Genomic DNA, 17,658 nt, shown 5'->3' on the forward strand with positions numbered 1-17,658 from the left:
CGGCTGTTTGCCGGAAATTCTGCCCAACAATCGAGCGGACGGCACCGATCGCCGAAAGCCGGCGTGATCGAGCGCATCGGAAATATGCATATGCTCTAAAATTGGGCGCTTGTCGTTTAGGCCTGCGTGCTCGTCATCCGAGGTCGAGGCAGGCGATTGCCAGGGCTGACAGGGTGCAGAGCACAAGCAGCGACAGCATGGCTGCGGCACTGGCGCGCGGCCCGGCATGGGCAAGAGAACGAATGTCGACCTCAAGCCCGAGAGCGGCCATGGCGATGACCGTCAGGCAGGTGGAGATTTTTACGGCACCCGTCGCGACCGTGTCGGGGATCGCGCCGCTGTTTCTGGCGATGGCGACCGCAAGGAATCCGAGGATGAACCAGGGGACGAAGTGGGTGACGGTGGCGAGCAACGATCTCTTTCGCCGGTCTTCCTGCTCACCGGTCTCGGCATCGCGGACGCCGACCAGCGAGAAGCAGAAGACGACAGGTCCGAGCATCAGCACACGCACGAGTTTGACCAGCGTGCCAACCTGGACAGAGAGCGGGCTGAACGGGCTTGCGGCCGCCAGCACCTGCGGCACGGCATAGACAGTCAAGCCGGCAAAGACACCGTAGCCCTGCGGTGTCATGCCGAGCCAGTCGCCGACGAGCGGCAGCGAGAGAACGACCGCGATGCCGAGAATGGCGGTGAAGGAAATGGCGGCCGCCACCTCCTCGCCGCGGGCGCCGATTGCCGGCGCGACGGCAGCGATCGCGGAGTTGCCGCAGATGGCGTTGCCGCAGGCAATCAACGTCGCCAGGCGCTTCGGCAGGCCGAGCAGGCGTGCAATCACATAGCCGGTGGCGATCGACAGCAAAACCATGGCGACGATGGTTAAGAGCAGGGCCGGTCCGCTCGCAGCGATCGCGTCGAAGCTCAGCATTGCACCGATCAGCACGATCGCCGCCTCGAGCAGGTATTTGGCTGAGAAATGAATGCCGGCGAGGAAGCGGGCGCCGGGCGACCACAAAGTGCGCACGATCGCGCCAAGCAGGATCGCCAGCACCAGCGCCTCGAGCCACGCGCGGCCGGTCGAAAGCCGTTCGACCCATTCAAGGCCGATGGCAGCAAGCGCCACGAGACAGCAGAGGACGAGGCCCGGGAGGATGCAAGCCAGGCGGCAAGGGGCGGAAGGAACTGTGGTGCGGGAGAAGGGATGCAATCTGGACATGGCCGCAACCTACGCCGTTCCATGAATCAGTCTAACGGATTATTCTTGTCATTTTGATCGATTTTTGCGATTGATTGGCCATGACACTCGATCAGCTGAGACTCTTCGTTGCGGTCGCCGAGCGGCTGCACATGACCAAAGCCGCCGAGGCGATGAACGTCACCCAGTCGGCCGCAAGTGCCGCGATCGCCGCCCTGGAGACGCAGCACGACGTGCGACTGTTCGATCGCGTCGGCCGTGGCCTGACGCTGACGGAGGCGGGGAAGGTGTTTCTTCCGGAGGCGCGGGGGGTTCTCGCGCGGGCAACCGCGGCCACGGCTTGCCTCAACGATCTCTCGCAGCTTCGCCGGGGTGAGCTTACGATTGCCGCAAGCCAGACGGTTGCAAGCTATTGGCTGCCGGCACGGCTTGCCCGCTTTACCCACGACTATCCGCGGGTTGATGTGAGACTGACGGTGCGCAACACCGCCGTCGTCGCCGAGGCGGTGGAGGAGGGGACGGTACAGCTCGGCTTCGTCGAGGGGCGGGTCGATGGTATCAAGCTCGACCATCGCCGCGTCGCCGTCGACCGCATCGCCGTTTATGCTTCACCCGGCCATGCCCTGGTCGGTGCCGCAATCGATCTCGACATGCTGCTTGCCCAGCGCTGGGTCCTGCGCGAAGAGGGCTCCGGCACGCGGGCCATGTTCCTGCAGTCGCTGGATGAGCGTGGAGCGGATCGCGACGGGCTCAGGGTGGAGCTCGAACTACCCTCGAACGAGGCGGTGCTCACAGCTGTCGAGAGTGGTCCGTTCGTGACCGCCGTCTCAAGGCTTGCCGCCCAGCCTTTCGTCGATAGCGGCCGGCTGGTCGAACTTCCTTTCGAACTGGCCGAGCGCAGCTTCGAACTGTTGACCCACCGCGAAAGGCAGTTCAGCCATGCGGCGCGCGCCTTCGTGGAACTGCTTTGAAGCGAACGCATTCTTGACTGTGGTGGGTATGCGGCGTCGCCGCCTGATATTTCATCTATTCGGAAGGCGTCATGATGGAATTCGAGATCGTGGAAAGACCGGCTGAGCGCATAGCAGGTGCCTTTTGGGAAGGAACCTTCGGAGAGGCGGCCGAAGGGGCCGTGCGCCGGCTGATCGCCGAGATGCAGGTGCATCACCAGCACCTTCACCCCGGGGACCATGCAACCCTTGTCGGCATCTCCTGGAATGATCGCCCCGATGGTTTCCGCTATCTGGTCGGTTATGTCGCCGACAAAGCCGAGGCGACGGTTCACCCCGGGCATGTCGACCTGCCGGCCATGCGCTTCGTCACTGCCATGCACAGTCCGGAAGGCGGCGACGTCTTTGCCCATTACCAGAAGATGTTCGACTGGATCGCGGCCGAAGGGCATGCACCCCGTACCGATTTCCTGCATTTTCGCGAGGAATACGAACCGGGTTTCGTCTCGCTGTCGCTGTCGCCGCTGCGGCTGATGATTCCGATCGGCTGAAGCTTGCCATCAGAAAAATTGCTTTGACCATCACGGCAGCCGCGGATACTTGCAGGAGTGCTTAAATCGAGGAGATTTGAGCCGAAATCAGCGGTAGATCAAAGTGTTACAGCGATGTGGCGCTCTTGCGCAGGGCGGGCTGGAGCACTGAGCATCTACAGCCACCATCCCGATAGGCCTATCATGCTCGCCCGCCTGGCTCCCGCCATCTTCGTTCTTCTCTGGTCGACCGGCTGGGTCGTGGCGAAATATGCCGCTGCCTATGCCGACCCGCTGACCTTCCTGGTGCTGCGCTACACACTGGCGATCGTGCTCTTCATTCTCTTTTGTGTCGTCACCGGTGCAAAGTGGCCAAAGTCCTGGGCGATGGCCGGCCACGCCGTGGTGTCGGGCATGTTCCTGCATGGGCTTTATCTCGGTGCCGTCTGGTGGGCGATTGGCGAGGGGGTGCCGGCCGGCATTTCCGGCATCATCGCCGGGCTGCAGCCGCTGATGACGGCGATTGCCGCTGCCTTCGTCATCGATGAGCGGCTGAGCGCGCAACAGAAGCTCGGCCTGGTGCTCGGCTTCTTCGGTATCGCGCTCGCCGTGCTGCCCAAGGTGCTGGCGATCGACACCGGTGCGACGCCGATCCACATCCTGCCTGTCGTTGTCAACGTGCTCGGCATGGCGGCCGTCACCTACGGCACGCTCTATCAGAAACGCCACCTGCAGAGCGGCGACATCCGCACGATCGCGGCCCTTCAATACCTGGGCGCGCTGATCGTTACGATTCCGCTGGCGCTGGTATTGGAAGACCTGCACGTCACCTGGAACCTGCAGATCGTGCTGTCGCTCGCCTGGTCGGTGCTTGGGCTTTCGATGGGGGCGATTGCGCTTCTGCTTTATCTCATCCGGCGCGGCCAGGTGTCGCGCGCCGCTTCGCTCATCTATATCGTGCCGCCGCTCGCCGCGGTTCAGGCGTGGATCTTCTTCGGCGAGGCGCTGACGCTGCCGATGATCATCGGAACGGTGATCGCCGTTGCCGGTGTCTATCTCACCAATCGCAAGCAGCAGGCCTAAAGCCTGATGCGCAAAACTGTGCGGCGGTTTTGCGATAATGACGTGCGAATTACCAAAAACAAAAAAAACGGCGGGCCGAAAGGGCCCGCCGTCGATTATCATCAGATTGCCGGATATCAGCCCTGGTGACCGCGATTGCCGCCGTGGCCGCGGCGCATGCCCTGGCCACCCTCGCGACGCTCGCCACCGCCACGGTTTTCGTTGCGGCCGCCATGGTTGCGGTCGCGACGGTCGCCCTGCTTCTGGCCGGGACGTCCGTGGTGCTTCTTGCCCTCGTGGTTGCGGTTGCCTTCGCCGCGGCCGTCGTTCTGCGGATGGCCATGGTCGCGGCGCTCCTGGCGCTGCGGGCGGCGCTCGTCGCGCAAAAGGTCGTCGCCGGTGAAGCCGCTGGTGACGGCAACCGGTTCACCGGCCGGACGCTCGCGGCGCGGGGGACGGCCGGCATTGTGATGCTGGCCGCCGCCATTGCCCTTGCGATGGCCGGCGCCGTTGTTGCCGCGGCCGCCGCGGCCCTTGGCCTGGCGGGCCTGGTCGGCCGGCGCTTCGCCACTGGCAACGGCGATGTTGATGCCCATCAGCTTCTCGATGTCGCGCAGCAGGCGGATTTCGTCCGGGGCGCAGAAGGCGATGGCAATGCCGTCGCGGCCGGCGCGGGCGGTACGGCCGATGCGATGAACATAGGCGTCAGGCACTTCCGGCAGGTCGTAGTTGTAGACGTGGGTAACGCCGGGGATGTCGATGCCGCGGGCAGCGACGTCAGTTGCGACCAGCACGCGGATTTCGCCGTCGCGGAAGGCCTTCAGCGCACGTTCGCGCTGGCCCTGGCTCTTGTTGCCGTGGATCGAGGCGGCCTTGAAGCCGACGTGGTCGAGATGCTTCATCAGCTTCTCGGCGCCGTGCTTGGTGCGGCTGAAGATCAGCGACAGGCCGTCGGGGTTCTCGGTCAGCGACTTCTTGAGGATCTGCGTCTTCAGGTCCTTGCCGGGCACGAAGTGCACATATTGCTCGACCTTGTCGGCAGCCTTGCCCGGAGGTGTGACTTCGACCTTGACCGGGTTGGTCAGGTACTCGCCGGCAAGCTCGGCAATCTGCTTCGGCATGGTGGCCGAGAAGAGCAGCGTCTGGCGGTTCTTCGGCACCAGCTTGGAGATTTTGCGCAGGTCGTGGATGAAGCCGAGGTCGAGCATCTGGTCGGCTTCGTCAAGCACGAGGTAGCGCCCCTGGGTGAGGGTCACTGCCTTGCGGGCGACGAGGTCGAGCAGGCGACCCGGCGTTGCGACCAGGATGTCGACGCCGCGGGCAAGTTGCTCGGTCTGCTTGTTGATCGAAACGCCGCCGACGACGACACCGACCTTGATCGGCGACTTCTTGACGAACAGCTTGAGATTGGCGGCGATCTGGTTGACCAGTTCGCGGGTCGGGGCCAGCACCAGGGCGCGGATGTTGCGCGGATCGGGGCGCTTGCTTTCGGCAACGAGCTTTTCGATCATCGGCAGGCCGAAGGCGGCCGTCTTGCCGGTGCCGGTCTGCGCGAGACCGATGAGATCGTTGCCCTTCAACACGAGCGGGATCGCCTGCGCCTGGATCGGGGTCGGCTTTTCGAAGCCGTTGGCGGAGAGAGTCTCGAGGATGTGCTGGGAGAGGCCGAGATCTTTAAAGGTGGACAAATGCATATACCTTTTGGGGGCGCCAAACGCATTCGCCGGAACCGCGTTGTTGCTGTTCCGGTGTCGTTCGGCGTCAAGAACCCCGCGTGAATTGGGAACTTGTGGGTTAAAAGAAAGTCGTCAAGCGCCTGTGCTGTGCCGCCTCTTGCGGCGATGGGTGCGCTATCCTTCTTCACGGCTTTCAGTTCTTGCCGAGGGCGCGCTCACGCGGCGGCCGGAAGGTGACGCTGGGCACCATGTCGTCGTTTTGGCCGAAAAAGTCAAGGTGCATCTTTTCGCAGGTGCGAAATGAGATCTACTCCAGCGCGAGATCGAAGCCGGCTTCGGCCGCCTCCTGGCCGTTGACGAGGACGACGATCCGGTGCGCACCCGGGTAATAGCGACGGGTGGTGATCGGCCGGATCGCATGGCGTTTCTCGATCTCTATCGAGGCTCCGGGCGCAAGCAATGCCGACGTCCACTTGAACACTTTCGGCGATGTCGTGCCGTTGGCCTTGCGGTGATGTACCGCGTAGTCGATCATCACCTTCTGGCTGGTTTCGGCATCGTGGCTGACGGCCAGACGCAGGTTCAGGCTTTCGCCAAGCACGAGCTCGGAACGATCGAGGGAGAGCCTGGCATCGATGCCGGCAGGTGCTGCAAAGCCGAAGTTCGACAGCGCTGCCGGATGCCCCTGCTTCAGCAGCGTGCGCGAAGCATGGCGCAGCAGCTGCCGGCGTTCTGCCGAGGCGCCGGCGATATGTTCGGCGACAAAGGCCGCGACCATGTCGGGGTGATCCTTGGCGATATCGTTGAGGCTGTTGGCGACCGAGCGGCGCACATAATCTTCGGGGTCGTCGAGGAGGGCGGTCAGGATCGGCAGGATCGGGCCTGGGTCACGGATGAGCTTCGGCAGCCGCATCGCCCAGGGCAGGCGCGGACGGGTGCCTTCGCTCGCCAGCCGCCGGACGTGGTGATTGGCATCGTCGGTCCAAGAGCTAATGGTTGCGAGCGCGCGCTCCTGGTCGTGGTCGATGAAGACGCGAATGCCGAACTCGGCGGTGAAGTGCGGTGTCAGCGCCTTAAGCAGAGAAAGCGACAGGTCGAAGTCGTCGAGACCGCGTTGTGCAATGTACTGGCTGATCGGCAAAAGCGCCCAGCCGCTGATACCGGAAACGTGCTCGCGCGGCAGGCAGGCAGAAAGAATAGCCGCGGCTTCGGGAAATGTCTGCGGTAGCGTCTCAACGAGCGCATCGCGGATCTTCAGCGAACGTTGCATCAGTTCCAGCGCCTCGAGGCCCTTGCCCGCGAGCGCCTGGAATGTGCCGCGCTCGAAGTCGGCGAAGTTCCGGCCAACTTCGTCGGCGATCCGGGTGACGACGCCGGGGTGCAAAAGGTTCTTCAACGGTTCGGCCATATGCGGGCGCTTCCTCTCAGATCTTCTGGCCGTCGGTAAAATGCTGCACCAGCATGACTGCGCTGATCGTCGCCGCGTAAGGGGCAAACTCCGGATCAATGCGCACCCGCTCGCCGGCCGACTGTGCCGCCTCCAGCGTCTCCCATTCGACGAGATCGGCAAACATTCCCGACGTTTCGCAGGAATCGACGGCGCGCCAGGAAATGAAGCCGGGATAGCGGGAAACGGCCTGCATTGCCCGGTGGCGTGTGGCTGTCGCTGCCGGTTTGTCGAGGACGATGCAAACGGCAAGTTCGAGGATGTGGTCGCTGGACATGTCAGGCTCCATTCGGTTGCCCCTTGATCTAGCACATGGCAACTGACAGCCTTATGGCCATAATCAACCGCCCGGCGCCTTGCCGCGGCGTACGGACCGCGGTAACGCTATGAAATTCTGGATGGTTTTGCCTTGGGCCGTTTGCGGCCAGGCAACAGGGAGTCCCGTGTCATGAGGCCCGCCGACCGGCTGTTTCGCATTATCCAGCTCATGCGCGCCACCGGCCGCGTCATGACCGCGCGCGAAATTGCCGAGAAGATGGAGGTGGCCCAGCGCACCATCTACCGCGACATGGAGCATCTGATTGCGTCCGGCGCGCCGATCGACGGGGAGCGGGGCGTCGGCTATCTCCTGCGCGAGGCCTTTGATGCGCCGCCGCTCGCCTTCACCTTCGAGCAGCTCGAAGCGCTCGCCTTCGGCACCCGGGCCGTGCAGATGCTCGGTGACGGGCGGCTCGCCCAAGCGGCGCGCGAAGCGATGGAAAAGATCGCCCATGGCCTGCCGCCGGAACACCGACATCGGCTGACGGCCGCACCGCTGCGTGCCTTCCGCTCATCGCTGCAGCCCGAACCGCCGGCGTTGCTCGGCGAGGTTCGTCAGGCGATCGCCGAGCGGCGCAAGCTTCGGCTTGAGTATGACAGCCTCAAGAACGAGCACTCGGAGCGGACCATCTGGCCGCTTGGCCTCAGCGTCTTCGGTCACTCCTGGCTGCTGACCGGCTGGTGCGAGCTCAGGCAGGATTTTCGCGATTTCCGGGTCGACAGGATTGGCTCGTTGCGCGTTTCGCGCGAACGCTTCAAGCCGACGCCGGAGCGCAGCTTCGAGGCCTATCTCGCGCGGATGTGAGCGTTGTTTCAGGCGCAAATAAATCGTGTCGGAAGCCGCCGTGTTCGGAACCGAACCGGGCTTCGTGCGTTTCTATAAAGGGCCTTTTCGGCCCGCCACGATCAACACCTTTCACTGGGAGATAATCGTGCAGAACCGGACATGGATATTGGCCGCGGACGGCAATACCGCGCGCATCGTCAAGGGCGTGAACCTGCTCAAGGAAGACCGCCAGCGGCCCGACGAAGAAACCTTTCACACAGAGCCGAAGCGCGTTCAGGACATCATGGCCGACAAACCGGGCAGGTCGCACTCGTCGGTGGGACACGGTCGCTCGGCCATGGAATATAAAAGCGACCCGGTGCGTGAGGAGCAGCAGCGCTTTGTTGCCGATGTTGCCGAGCGGCTGGAGAGTTATGCGGCGGAGCGCGCCTTCGACAGCCTGGTGATTTGCGCTGCCCCAAGGACACTCGGCGATTTCAGAAAGCACCTGTCCGCCCATGTCAGGGACCGGACGGTGGCCGAGGTTGACCGCAACTGCGTTGCGTCGTCGACGGACCAATTGATCGCGACGGCGCGGGCTGCGGTCTTTCCTTGAGGTAGCCAGGCGCGGCCTTCGAGCACTGGCGCCAGAGAAGCGTCCCGTCAGAAATCCGTCGGGACGCCGCCTTCCGCCTTGCGCTTGGCGACAAATGCGTCGAGTTCCTCCTCGATCGCCGGGTCGAGCGGAGGCCGCTCGTATTCGTTCAGCTTCTGCTTGAAGATCCGGTTGGCGTGGTCATAGGTCGTTGGCCGGCCGGCTTCCGTCCAGGTCTCGAAGTTGCGCCAGTCGGACAGGATCGGTGAATAGAAGGCAGTCTCGTAGCGCTGCAGCGTATGCAGCGTGCCGAAATAGTGGCCACCGGGTCCAACGTCGCGCACGGCGTCGAGGCCGAGCGCATCCTCGCTGACATCAAGCGGGGTCAGATACTCCGCCACCATCTGCAGCATGTCGACATCGAGGATGAACTTCTCGAAGGAGGCCGTGAGCCCGCCTTCGGTCCAACCGGCGGCATGCATGATGAAGTTGCCGCCGCCCTGCGTCAGCGCCCAGAGCGACATGGCGGACTCATAAGCCGCTTGCGCGTCGAGCGTGTTGGCGGCGTTGGTGTTCGAAGTGCGGTAGGGGATGTTGTACTTGCGCGCGAGCTGGCCGCCGGCAACCACCGCCTTCATGTATTCCGGGGTGCCGAAAGCGGGGGCACCGGTCTTCATGTCGACGTTGGAGGTGAAGCCGCCATACATGACCGGCGCGCCGCGGCGGACCATCTGGGTAAAGGCGATGCCGCAGAGCGCTTCCGCGTTCTGTTGCACCAGCGCGCCGGCAATCGTCACCGGCGCCATGGCGCCCGCCAGCGTGAACGGCGTGACCACGACCACCTGGTTGCGCGAGGACATTTCGATGATGCCCTGCAGCATCGGCCCGTCGAGGCGGAGCGGCGAGGAGGTGTTGATGATGGTGAAGAGCGAGGGCTCGCGCTCCATCTGCTCCATCGAGATGCCACGGCCGATGCGGGCAATCTCGATGCCGTCGGTGTTGCGCTGCTTCCCGAGCGAATAGACGTGGAAGACCTTGTCGGTGAGCTTCACCATGTCCGACAGGCAGTCGAGGTGGCGGACGGAAGCGTGGATGTCGACCGGTTCCACCGGATAGCCGCCGGTCGTGTGCACGATGTCATAGGATTGGGCGAGCTTTACCAGCTTGCGGTAATCCTCCTGGTTGCCGGTGCGGCGGCCGCCGTCGCGGTCGGCGACGAAGGGGGCGCTGGCGATCTGGGCAAAGACGAGATTGTTGCCGCCGATCGCGACGTTGCGCGCCGGATTGCGGGCATGCATGGTGAAGGCGGGGGGTGCGGATGCCACCATGTCCATGATCAGGCCACGGTCGAAGCGGACCCTGTCGGTGCCGGGCGTGACGTCGGCGCCTGCGGCCTTCATCCGCTCGCGCGCCGCCGGCAGGATGACATCCATGCCGATCTCTTCCAGGATCGTCAGCGAGGCGTCGTGGATCGCTTCGATCGCGTCCTCGGACAGGATCGTCGACTTTGCTAGCGTGTTGACGAGGTTGAGGTATTTGCTGCTTGACGGCTTGCGGGTCCTTTCGGCCCCGCGCCCGCCTGGCCGGCGCCGGCGCTCCAGCGGCGTCGAGGCGGCGTCGCCGCTTGCTGCATCGGGAAACTGATTGTCGTTCATGAAGGACCCACCGCGTTGCCGATGAGTGTGTGTCGCAGATTCGCAGGCTTGATGACCCGCCATTTGCGACAGTTCAGTTCTCTTGTGGAGTAAATTTCTGCGTGCCTCTGGTCATGGACGGTCGCCGCGCAGCATTTCCCGCTTGCCGGCAAAGCCCTTGCGCTTCTCGACGACGAAGCCGGCCGCCTGAAGGTTGCGGCGCACGAAGCCGGCGGCTGCATAGGTGGCGAAGCTGCCGCCGGGCGCCGTCTTCGCAAAGACCAGTCGCATCAACGTCTCCGACCACATGTCGGGATTGCGCGACGGCGCGAAACCATCGAGGTACCAGGCGTCGAAGTGCGCACCGGCGCGCTCAACGCCCTCTAGCGCCGGACCGCAGATGACGGTCAGCGTCACCCCATCGCCGAAATCGATGGTGATGTCGCCGTCGCGCTCATCCGGCCAGTGTGCGATGAGCGCCTGCCGCTCGGCATCGATCTCCGGCCAGTGGCTGAGCGCGCGGGAGATTTCGTTCGCCAACATCGGGAAACGTTCGAACGAAACGAAATGCAGCCGGTCTCCCGTCGTCGCAGTCGCTTTCCACCGGCGCCAGGTCTCGCAAAAATTGAGCCCGGTGCCGAAGCCGAGTTCGCCGATGCGAAAGGCCCCGGCGCCGACCCAGCGTTCGGGCAATCCGTTGCCGGAAAGGAAGACATGGCCGCATTCCAGCCGCCCGTCGGTGCGGCAATAAAAGTGATCGCCAAACTCCCGGGAATAGGGCATATCGCCCTCGTGCCAATCGAGGTTTTGGTGCGCCGGGGGGTCGATCGGGTCTGCGGCTGATGCTGTCATGGCGAAGGCGATAGTCCGACCGCCGAGGAAGGTCAATCGATGAGCGAGCTTTTGGTCGTCGGTGGCGGCATCATGGGGCTGTGGGCAGCACTTTGTGCGGCGCGGCGCGGCATGGCGGTGCGGCTCGTGGATCAGCAACGGATTGGGGCTGGCGCCAGCGGCGGCCTGCTCGGCGCGCTGATGCCGCACATGCCCGACCGCTGGAACGCCAAGAAACAGTTCCAGTTCGATGCCCTGGTGTCGCTCGAAGACGAGATCGCCCAGCTCGAAGCCGAGACCGGGCTGTCGCCGGGCTATCGCCGCACCGGACGGCTGATGCCTCTCGCCAAGCCACATCTGCGCGACATCGCGCTTCAACACGCGCAGGATGCTGATCGGCATTGGCGGGCGGGCGACCGGCAGTTCTACTGGCACGTCCGCGACGAAGGGCCGGAGGGTTGGCCGGGTGTCGAGGCCAAGGCGCACGGCCTCGTCTTCGACACGCTGGCCGCGCGGGTTTCGCCGCGCAAGATGTTGACGGTGCTGCGCGCCGCACTGCTGCAATCGCCGAATGTCGAGATCAATGAGGGCTGCGGCGTGCGTGCCATCGATCCGGCTCACGGGCGCGCTGATCTTGGCGACGGCAGCCGGATCACCTTCGGGCAGTGCATCATCGCCGCCGGCGTCGGCAGCTTTCCGCTGATTGACGCCCTGTCCGGACCGATGAAGGCGACGAGCGGCACTGCCGTCAAGGGCCAGGCGGCGCTCCTGAAAGCCGAGGTCGATCCCGCATTGCCGGTGATCTTTACCGACGGCGTCTACATCATCGCTCATGACGACGGCCATGTGGCGATCGGCAGCACCAGCGAGAACAGCTTTGCCGATCCGTCGGCGACCGACGAGCAGCTCGATGATCTCATTCGACGCGCTGCGTTGCTCGCGCCGGGGCTGCGGGAGGCGAAGGTGGTCGAACGCTGGGCGGGGCTGCGGCCGAAGTCGGCGGGACGCGAACCAATGGTCGGCCGGCATCCGGACCATCCGAACATCCTTGTGCTGACCGGCGGCTTCAAGGTGAGTTTCGGCATCGCCCATCGGCTGGCGCGCTTCGCCGTCGACGAAATCGCCGGTGTGCCCTCGATCGACATGCCGTCATCCTTCGTCTGCCGTGACCATATCGAGGCGCTGCGGGAGAAACATCTGTAGGCAGCCGGCAATCAAAAGGCTCCGCCTTCGACGGAGCCGTAACCTCATGACAATCGGAAAACCAGAACCTTACATCCAGTAGGGCGGTACGCCGTAATAGTCGTAGACGCGGCGACCGTTCTCGCTGTTCCAATCGTATTCCTCGTTGCCGTGATACTTCGGCGCACGTTCGACCTGGTCGCGGGTAACGTCGGTGCGATAGCCGCCGAGGGTCTCGTCATAGGTCAGCTTGGCCCATGGCAGCGGATAGTGGTCTTCACCGATACCGAGAAAGCCGCCGAAGCCGAGCACGGCGTAAGCAACGCGGCCGCTGCGCTTTTCGATGATCACGCGCTCGATCGAGCCGATGTGCTTGCTGTCGGAGCCATAGACCTTCGTGCCTTCGACCTTGTCGCTGGCGATCAGGTCATGGGTTTCCTTGATCCGGGCGTCCTGCAGGTTTGCGTTGTGATAACTCATCCTTTTTCTCCATCCTTGATTGTTACCTTTGGGGAACGGCCGGTGGACGGGATGGTTCCGAAAATATGGGCATGCGCGCCGGGTGGAGCATGGTTTTGCCCGCTCCACTTCGTCAATCTGTCACGCAAATCACCTAATAGGCGGCCATTGACGGACAACCGGAGCCACCCATGCGCTACGCTATTTGTTTCACGCCGCCGATGGCTGATCCGCTTTCCGCAGTCGCGGCAAGCTGGCTCGGGCGCAATGTCTATTCGGGGGAGCCGACGGAGCTGCCGTCTGTTCACGGCCTGAGTGCTGCCGACATCGCCTACCACACGGCGGTGCCCCGGCGCTTCGGTTTCCACGCTGTCTTGATGTCGCCGTTTCGCCTGCATCCCGAGATGTCGGAATCGCAGCTGCTGAAGGCACTGATGCATTTTGCCGGCGCCCAGACGCCGTTCGAAATCGATCGGCTGGAGATCGCCCGCATCGGTCGTTGCTGGGGCCTCATGCCACAGGTACCGAGCACCGCCATGCACCTTTTGGCGGCGAATGTCGTGCAGGAGTTCGATGCCTTCCGCGCGCCGCTCAGCGAAGACGAGATCGAGCGCTCCGATCCGGACCGGCTGACGGCGCCGCAGTTCTCCAACCTGCATCGCTGGGGCGACCCGCATGTGATGGATGAATATCGTTTCCACATGATGCTGACGGGGCCGCTTGCCAACGACGCCCTGCGCCAGGTGGAGGCGCCGCTGCGCGACCTGTTCGAACCCTATCTGGCAAAAGCGCTTTCGATCGGCAGCCTGGCCCTCTTCGTCGAGCAGGAAGCGGGCGCGCCGTTGCGGGTGCATTCGCAGCACCCTCTCGGCAAGATCTCAACCAATGCGCGCGCCGAACGGGCCAAGCGCGCCAACGCCGATCCGTCGGTCGGTTCGGGTGCGATGCGGCCCTTGCCACTGATCGTTGCGGCGCTGATGGCCAGTCGGTAACAGCACGAAATCCCTTCCAGTTCCTCCAGACATCGCCGTAGGCGTCGCCTGCGACGGGCAGTTTTCGGTATCGACAATCCGGTCGGCGGTGATACCGTTCGGAAAAAACCGAAGGATGATTTGATGTCTGAGACCAGCTATCCGCGCGACCTCGTAGGCTATGGCCGCAATCCGCCGAAGGCGAATTGGCCGGGTGACGCGCGTATCGCCGTGCAGTTCGTGCTGAACTACGAGGAGGGGGGCGAAAGCTGCATTCTCGACGGCGACCCGGCCTCCGAATGCCTGCTGTCGGAGATCGTCGGCGCGCAGCCTTGGGCTGGCCAGCGCAATCTCAATATGGAATCGATTTACGAATACGGTTCCCGTTCCGGTTTCTGGCGGCTCTGGCGCATTTTTACCAGCCGCAACGTGCCGCTCACCGTCTACGGCGTGACGCTTGCCATGGCGCGCAATCCGGAAGCGGTCGCGGCGATGAAGGAGGCCGGCTGGGAGATCGCCAGCCACGGCCTGCGCTGGCTCGAATACAAGGATTTTCCAGAAGAGGTTGAGCGCGAGCATATCCGCGAGGTCGTGCGGCTGCACACTGAACTGACTGGCGAGCGTCCGCTCGGCATCTACCAGGGCAAGCCTTCGGCCAACACGCTCAAGCTGGTGCTGGAGGAGGGCGGCTTCCTTTACTCCTGCGACAGCTATGCGGACGAGTTGCCCTATTGGGTGCCGGGGCTTTCGGCCGACAAGCCGCACCTGATCATTCCCTACACGCTCGATGCCAACGACATGCGGTTTGCGACGAACCAGGGCTTCAACTCCGGCGACCAGTTCTTCGCCTATCTCAAGGACACCTTCGACGTGCTCTACGAGGAAGGCCGGGAAGGCGACGCCAAGATGATGAACATCGGGCTGCACTGCCGCCTCGTCGGCCGACCGGGCCGGGCCGCGGCCCTTGCCCGCTTCATCGATTACGTCATGTCGCACGACAAGGTCTGGGTGCCCAGGCGCATCGATATCGCCAACCACTGGTACCAGCACCACAAGCCGGAAGGGGCGCTCTGATGTCCGATCGCGATGCCTTTGTTGCCCGTTACGGTGGTGTGTTCGAGCACTCGCCCTGGGTCGCCGAGCGCGCCTTCGATCGTGCTGCGGCAACGGGGCTGATGGCGGGCAATGTGGATTCGGCGCTCTGCCAGGCTTTCCGCACGGCTCTGCCGCGCGAGAAGATGCAAGTTCTGCGCGCCCACCCCGACCTTGCCGGCAAGCTGGCGATCGCGGGAAAGCTGACGGCGGATTCGACGGCCGAGCAGGCCGGCGCCGGCCTCGACCGGCTGACGGCTGAAGAGCACCAGCGCTTCACAGCACTCAACGAGGCCTATATGAAAAAGTTCGGCTTCCCCTTCATCATCGCGGTGAAGGGGCTGAACAAAGACCAGATCCTCGTCTCATTCGAAAGCCGCATTGACAATTCGCCCGAAGAGGAATTTGAAACCGCTTGCGCGCAGGTTGAGAAAATCGCCCGCCTGCGGCTGCAGTCGATGCTTCCTGGAGACGAAAATGCCTGACAATACCGTTCGATCCGTGTTCCCCCCCATTCGGAGGACCGTCGAACTGGAGCTGATATCTGCGAATGCCGTGGAACGCCTCGAGGTCCACGCCTGATGCCGCGCCCGCTTAAGATCGAACCGCTGACGCGTGAGGCCTTCGCCCCCTTCGGCTCCGTCATCGAACCCGACCCGGCGACCATGCGTCATATCAATGGCGGCAACACGGAACGCTTCCACGGACTGGCGCGCGCCGATGTCATCGGCGAGGGCGCCCGCGTGATCATCAATATCTTCCGTGGACAGCCGCGCGCCTTTCCCTATGCGGTGACGATGATGGAGCGCCACCCGCTCGGCAGCCAGAGCTTTTCGCCGCTCAATGATCGCCCCTGGCTGGTGATCGTTGCCGAAGACCAGGACGGACGACCGGGCGAGCCGCGGGTGTTTCGGGCCAGCGGCCGGCAGGGCGTGAACTATGGGCGCAATGTCTGGCATCATCCGCTGATGTCGGTCGGCGCGGTCAGCGATTTCCTCATTGTCGACCGCGAGGGACCGGGCAACAATCTCGAAGAGTATTTCTATGACGAGCTTTTCGTCATCGAGAGCGCCACGTGAAGGAAGAGAAGCGATGAGCAGCACCGGCCGCCTGACGACCCACGTTCTCGATACTGCCCTCGGCAAACCGGCCGAGGGCGTGCGCATCGATCTCTACTGGCTGGAAGGCGAAGAGCGGCAGCTGATCCGCACCGTTCATACCAACAGTGATGGTCGCATAGACGGGCCGATGGTCGAAGGCATCGGCTTCATGGCCGGCAATTACGAGCTGGTTTTCCATGCCGGCGACTATCTGCGCCGGTCAGGCGTCACGCTGCCGGAACCGGCCTTCCTCGACCGCATCCCCTTGCGCTTCGGCATCGCTGATCCGGCGACGCATTATCACGTGCCGCTCTTGCTCTCGCCCTACGGGTATTCGACCTATCGCGGCAGCTGAGGCGGAGCCTTCGGCCTGATTGGATGCCGAGCTCCAGTGTGCGATCTGCAGAGTTGCGCAGTTCTGATTTTGCGCTCGACATCTCTCCACCCGTCATCCACGGGCTTGACCCGAGGATCCCTGCGCAAGGCAATGCCGACAGTCTGAAATCTAAACCCTGCCGCCATGGATGCTCGGGTATGGATGCTCGGGTCAAGCCCGAGCATGACGGAGGGAGTGGAGCTTTAGTCGATCCTCAGAACGGCAGGGCGCTAGCTGTCTGACGGTTGTGTCTTGAAGCAGAGCCGGCCCGCTCTCACTCCGCGAGAATGCTGCGGTCGACGTCGTTGATGTTGCGCTTGCCGCAGAGCGCCATCGTGATGTCCATCTCCTTGCGGATGATTTCCAGCGCCTTGGTGACACCTTCCTTGCCCATGGCGCCGAGGCCATAGAGGAAGGGGCGGCCGATATAGGTGCCCTTGGCGCCCATGGCGACGGCCTTCAGCACGTCCTGGCCGGAGCGGATGCCGCCGTCGATATGCACTTCGATCTGGTGCCCGACCGCATCGACGATGCGCGGCAGCATGCTGATCGAGGAGTGGGCGCCATCAAGTTGGCGGCCGCCGTGGTTGGAGACGATGATCGCGTCGGCGCCGGTCGCCGCCGCCATCTTGGCGTCCTCGGGGTCGAGGATGCCTTTCAGGATCAGCGGCCCGCCCCAGCGCTCCTTGATCCAGGCGACATCCTTCCACGAAAGCTGCGGGTCGAACTGCTCCGCCGTCCAGGCGCCGAGCGAGGACAGGTCGGTGACGCTTTTCGCGTGGCCGACGATGTTGCGGAACGTGCGGCGCTTGGTGCCGAGCATCTTCATGCACCAACCGGGACGCGTTGCCATCTGCCAGAGGTGCTTAGGCGTCATCTTCGGCGGTGCGGAGAGGCCGTTCCTCAGGTCCTTGTGGCGCTGACCGAGGATCTGCAGATCAAGCGTCAGCACCAGCGCCGAGCATTTCGCAGCCTTGGCGCGGTCGATGAGGTTCAGCACGAATTCGCGCTCGCGCATCACGTAGAGCTGGAACCAGAAGGGCTTCGTCGTGACCGAGGCGACGTCCTCGATCGAGCAGATGCTCATGGTCGAAAGCGTGAAGGGAACGCCGAAGGCTTCGGCGGCCTGCGCTGCCAGCATCTCGCCATCGGCATGCTGCATGCCGGTGAGGCCGGTCGGGGCGAGGGCCACCGGCATCGACACCTTCTGGCCGATCATCGTCGTTTCGAGCGAGCGGTTGGTCATGTCGACCAGCACCCGCTGGCGCAACTTCACCTTGGCGAAATCCTCCTCGTTGGCGCGATAGGTGCCTTCGGTCCAGGCGCCGCTGTCGGCGTAGTCGAAGAAGAGTTTTGGCACCCGGCGTTTGGCGAGCGCCTTGAGATCGCTGACTTCGAGGATTTGCGTCATGGAAACGGCCTTCGTCCAACAGAGATTGAACGAGCCATTACCATGTTTGCCGGAGGCTTGTTAATA

The 17,658-nt window shown here is 63.6% G+C and carries 19 protein-coding genes; 11 read left to right on the forward strand and 8 right to left on the reverse strand.

The genetic code is table 11. From position 1 onward, the window contains the following. Window positions 1–133: 133 nt before the first annotated feature. Window positions 134–1,213 carry a YeiH family protein gene (locus MKZ91_RS18860; protein ID WP_336172595.1) on the reverse strand — a complete coding sequence of 360 codons (1,080 nt, stop codon included), beginning with the start codon at window positions 1,211–1,213 and terminating at the stop codon, window positions 134–136. Window positions 1,214–1,293: 80 nt separating this feature from the next. Between MKZ91_RS18860 and MKZ91_RS18865 the strand changes: the two genes are divergently transcribed. The 3 genes from MKZ91_RS18865 (at window position 1,294) to MKZ91_RS18875 (ending at window position 3,755) form a co-directional block, all read left to right on the forward strand. Next, complete coding sequence (locus MKZ91_RS18865; protein WP_336172596.1) at window positions 1,294–2,163, forward strand: LysR substrate-binding domain-containing protein; 870 nt, start codon at window positions 1,294–1,296, stop codon at window positions 2,161–2,163. 71 nt (window positions 2,164–2,234) lie between these two features. Next, window positions 2,235–2,693 (forward strand): GyrI-like domain-containing protein, encoded by a 459-nt coding sequence (locus MKZ91_RS18870; protein WP_336172597.1) that lies wholly within the window; start codon window positions 2,235–2,237, stop codon window positions 2,691–2,693. A gap of 183 nt (window positions 2,694–2,876) precedes the next feature. Then, window positions 2,877–3,755, forward strand: coding sequence for a DMT family transporter (locus MKZ91_RS18875; RefSeq protein ID WP_336172598.1), 879 nt, complete (start codon window positions 2,877–2,879; stop codon window positions 3,753–3,755). Between the two features lie 116 nt (window positions 3,756–3,871). Here the strand turns inward: MKZ91_RS18875 and MKZ91_RS18880 are convergent, their stop codons facing one another. The 3 genes from MKZ91_RS18880 to MKZ91_RS18890 form a co-directional block, all read right to left on the reverse strand. Then, window positions 3,872–5,422 (reverse strand): DEAD/DEAH box helicase, encoded by a 1,551-nt coding sequence (locus MKZ91_RS18880; RefSeq protein ID WP_336172599.1) that lies wholly within the window; start codon window positions 5,420–5,422, stop codon window positions 3,872–3,874. Between the two features lie 295 nt (window positions 5,423–5,717). Next, window positions 5,718–6,818 (reverse strand): DNA alkylation repair protein, encoded by a 1,101-nt coding sequence (locus MKZ91_RS18885; RefSeq protein ID WP_336172600.1) that lies wholly within the window; start codon window positions 6,816–6,818, stop codon window positions 5,718–5,720. Between the two features lie 16 nt (window positions 6,819–6,834). Beyond that, window positions 6,835–7,134 carry a hypothetical protein gene (locus MKZ91_RS18890; protein WP_336172601.1) on the reverse strand — a complete coding sequence of 100 codons (300 nt, stop codon included), beginning with the start codon at window positions 7,132–7,134 and terminating at the stop codon, window positions 6,835–6,837. Between the two features lie 171 nt (window positions 7,135–7,305). On the opposite strand from MKZ91_RS18890, the gene MKZ91_RS18895 reads away from it, so the two are divergent. Both MKZ91_RS18895 and MKZ91_RS18900 read left to right on the forward strand, forming a co-directional pair. Further along, entirely contained in the window at window positions 7,306–7,980 is a 675-nt protein-coding gene (locus tag MKZ91_RS18895) for a helix-turn-helix transcriptional regulator (protein ID WP_336172602.1), read from the forward strand. Between the two features lie 127 nt (window positions 7,981–8,107). Then, a complete protein-coding gene (locus MKZ91_RS18900) occupies window positions 8,108–8,557 on the forward strand; it encodes a host attachment protein (protein WP_336172726.1) in 450 nt (149 codons plus the stop codon). A gap of 47 nt (window positions 8,558–8,604) precedes the next feature. Here MKZ91_RS18900 and MKZ91_RS18905 read toward each other — a convergent pair whose 3' ends face one another. Both MKZ91_RS18905 and mnmD read right to left on the reverse strand, forming a co-directional pair. Then, window positions 8,605–10,191 (reverse strand): trimethylamine methyltransferase family protein, encoded by a 1,587-nt coding sequence (locus tag MKZ91_RS18905; RefSeq protein WP_336172603.1) that lies wholly within the window; start codon window positions 10,189–10,191, stop codon window positions 8,605–8,607. 111 nt (window positions 10,192–10,302) lie between these two features. Continuing rightward, window positions 10,303–11,022 (reverse strand): tRNA (5-methylaminomethyl-2-thiouridine)(34)-methyltransferase MnmD, encoded by a 720-nt coding sequence (gene mnmD / locus MKZ91_RS18910; protein WP_336172604.1) that lies wholly within the window; start codon window positions 11,020–11,022, stop codon window positions 10,303–10,305. 39 nt (window positions 11,023–11,061) lie between these two features. Here mnmD and MKZ91_RS18915 point away from each other — a divergent pair, with 39 nt between their 5' ends. Continuing rightward, on the forward strand, window positions 11,062–12,204 hold the full coding sequence (locus MKZ91_RS18915; RefSeq protein WP_336172605.1) for an NAD(P)/FAD-dependent oxidoreductase: 1,143 nt from the start codon (window positions 11,062–11,064) through the stop codon (window positions 12,202–12,204). Between the two features lie 69 nt (window positions 12,205–12,273). On the opposite strand, the gene MKZ91_RS18920 is transcribed toward MKZ91_RS18915, so the two are convergent. Beyond that, window positions 12,274–12,663: a PRC-barrel domain-containing protein gene (locus MKZ91_RS18920; protein WP_336172606.1), complete on the reverse strand. Its 390-nt coding sequence runs from the start codon at window positions 12,661–12,663 to the stop codon at window positions 12,274–12,276. Between the two features lie 170 nt (window positions 12,664–12,833). On the opposite strand from MKZ91_RS18920, the gene MKZ91_RS18925 reads away from it, so the two are divergent. The 5 genes from MKZ91_RS18925 (at window position 12,834) to uraH (ending at window position 16,160) form a co-directional block, all read left to right on the forward strand. After that, window positions 12,834–13,634, forward strand: coding sequence for a DUF1045 domain-containing protein (locus MKZ91_RS18925; protein WP_336172607.1), 801 nt, complete (start codon window positions 12,834–12,836; stop codon window positions 13,632–13,634). 123 nt (window positions 13,635–13,757) lie between these two features. After that, window positions 13,758–14,687 (forward strand): allantoinase PuuE, encoded by a 930-nt coding sequence (gene puuE / locus MKZ91_RS18930; protein WP_336172608.1) that lies wholly within the window; start codon window positions 13,758–13,760, stop codon window positions 14,685–14,687. Next, window positions 14,687–15,190 (forward strand): 2-oxo-4-hydroxy-4-carboxy-5-ureidoimidazoline decarboxylase, encoded by a 504-nt coding sequence (uraD, locus tag MKZ91_RS18935; protein WP_336172609.1) that lies wholly within the window; start codon window positions 14,687–14,689, stop codon window positions 15,188–15,190. The genes puuE and uraD overlap by 1 nt, the downstream gene beginning before the upstream one ends. A 96-nt stretch (window positions 15,191–15,286) precedes the next feature. Next, entirely contained in the window at window positions 15,287–15,784 is a 498-nt protein-coding gene (locus tag MKZ91_RS18940) for an ureidoglycolate lyase (RefSeq protein WP_336172610.1), read from the forward strand. A 13-nt stretch (window positions 15,785–15,797) separates the two neighbouring features. Then, on the forward strand, window positions 15,798–16,160 hold the full coding sequence (gene uraH, locus MKZ91_RS18945) for a hydroxyisourate hydrolase (RefSeq protein ID WP_336172611.1): 363 nt from the start codon (window positions 15,798–15,800) through the stop codon (window positions 16,158–16,160). A 295-nt stretch (window positions 16,161–16,455) separates the two neighbouring features. Here the strand turns inward: uraH and MKZ91_RS18950 are convergent, their stop codons facing one another. Further along, on the reverse strand, window positions 16,456–17,592 hold the full coding sequence (locus tag MKZ91_RS18950; RefSeq protein WP_336172612.1) for an alpha-hydroxy acid oxidase: 1,137 nt from the start codon (window positions 17,590–17,592) through the stop codon (window positions 16,456–16,458). Window positions 17,593–17,658 lie beyond the last annotated feature (66 nt).

The organism is Ensifer sp. MJa1, from assembly GCF_037026475.1.
In the GTDB taxonomy this organism is placed as follows: domain Bacteria; phylum Pseudomonadota; class Alphaproteobacteria; order Rhizobiales; family Rhizobiaceae; genus Ensifer.

Excerpts from the sequence above, each read along its gene's own strand:
- MKZ91_RS18885 (WP_336172600.1), bottom strand. The coding sequence starts at position 6,818 with ATGGCCGAACCGTTGAAGAACCTTTTGCACCCCGGCGTCGTCACCCGG.
- MKZ91_RS18925 (WP_336172607.1), top strand. The coding sequence starts at position 12,834 with ATGCGCTACGCTATTTGTTTCACGCCGCCGATGGCTGATCCGCTTTCC.
- MKZ91_RS18940 (WP_336172610.1), top strand. The coding sequence starts at position 15,287 with ATGCCGCGCCCGCTTAAGATCGAACCGCTGACGCGTGAGGCCTTCGCC.
- puuE (WP_336172608.1), top strand. The coding sequence starts at position 13,758 with ATGTCTGAGACCAGCTATCCGCGCGACCTCGTAGGCTATGGCCGCAAT.
- uraH (WP_336172611.1), top strand. The coding sequence starts at position 15,798 with ATGAGCAGCACCGGCCGCCTGACGACCCACGTTCTCGATACTGCCCTC.
- mnmD (WP_336172604.1), bottom strand. The coding sequence starts at position 11,022 with ATGACAGCATCAGCCGCAGACCCGATCGACCCCCCGGCGCACCAAAAC.
- MKZ91_RS18870 (WP_336172597.1), top strand. The coding sequence starts at position 2,235 with ATGATGGAATTCGAGATCGTGGAAAGACCGGCTGAGCGCATAGCAGGT.
- MKZ91_RS18905 (WP_336172603.1), bottom strand. The coding sequence starts at position 10,191 with ATGAACGACAATCAGTTTCCCGATGCAGCAAGCGGCGACGCCGCCTCG.
- MKZ91_RS18895 (WP_336172602.1), top strand. The coding sequence starts at position 7,306 with ATGAGGCCCGCCGACCGGCTGTTTCGCATTATCCAGCTCATGCGCGCC.
- MKZ91_RS18860 (WP_336172595.1), bottom strand. The coding sequence starts at position 1,213 with ATGTCCAGATTGCATCCCTTCTCCCGCACCACAGTTCCTTCCGCCCCT.
- MKZ91_RS18950 (WP_336172612.1), bottom strand. The coding sequence starts at position 17,592 with ATGACGCAAATCCTCGAAGTCAGCGATCTCAAGGCGCTCGCCAAACGC.
- MKZ91_RS18915 (WP_336172605.1), top strand. The coding sequence starts at position 11,062 with ATGAGCGAGCTTTTGGTCGTCGGTGGCGGCATCATGGGGCTGTGGGCA.
- MKZ91_RS18875 (WP_336172598.1), top strand. The coding sequence starts at position 2,877 with ATGCTCGCCCGCCTGGCTCCCGCCATCTTCGTTCTTCTCTGGTCGACC.
- MKZ91_RS18865 (WP_336172596.1), top strand. The coding sequence starts at position 1,294 with ATGACACTCGATCAGCTGAGACTCTTCGTTGCGGTCGCCGAGCGGCTG.
- uraD (WP_336172609.1), top strand. The coding sequence starts at position 14,687 with ATGTCCGATCGCGATGCCTTTGTTGCCCGTTACGGTGGTGTGTTCGAG.
- MKZ91_RS18890 (WP_336172601.1), bottom strand. The coding sequence starts at position 7,134 with ATGTCCAGCGACCACATCCTCGAACTTGCCGTTTGCATCGTCCTCGAC.
- MKZ91_RS18920 (WP_336172606.1), bottom strand. The coding sequence starts at position 12,663 with ATGAGTTATCACAACGCAAACCTGCAGGACGCCCGGATCAAGGAAACC.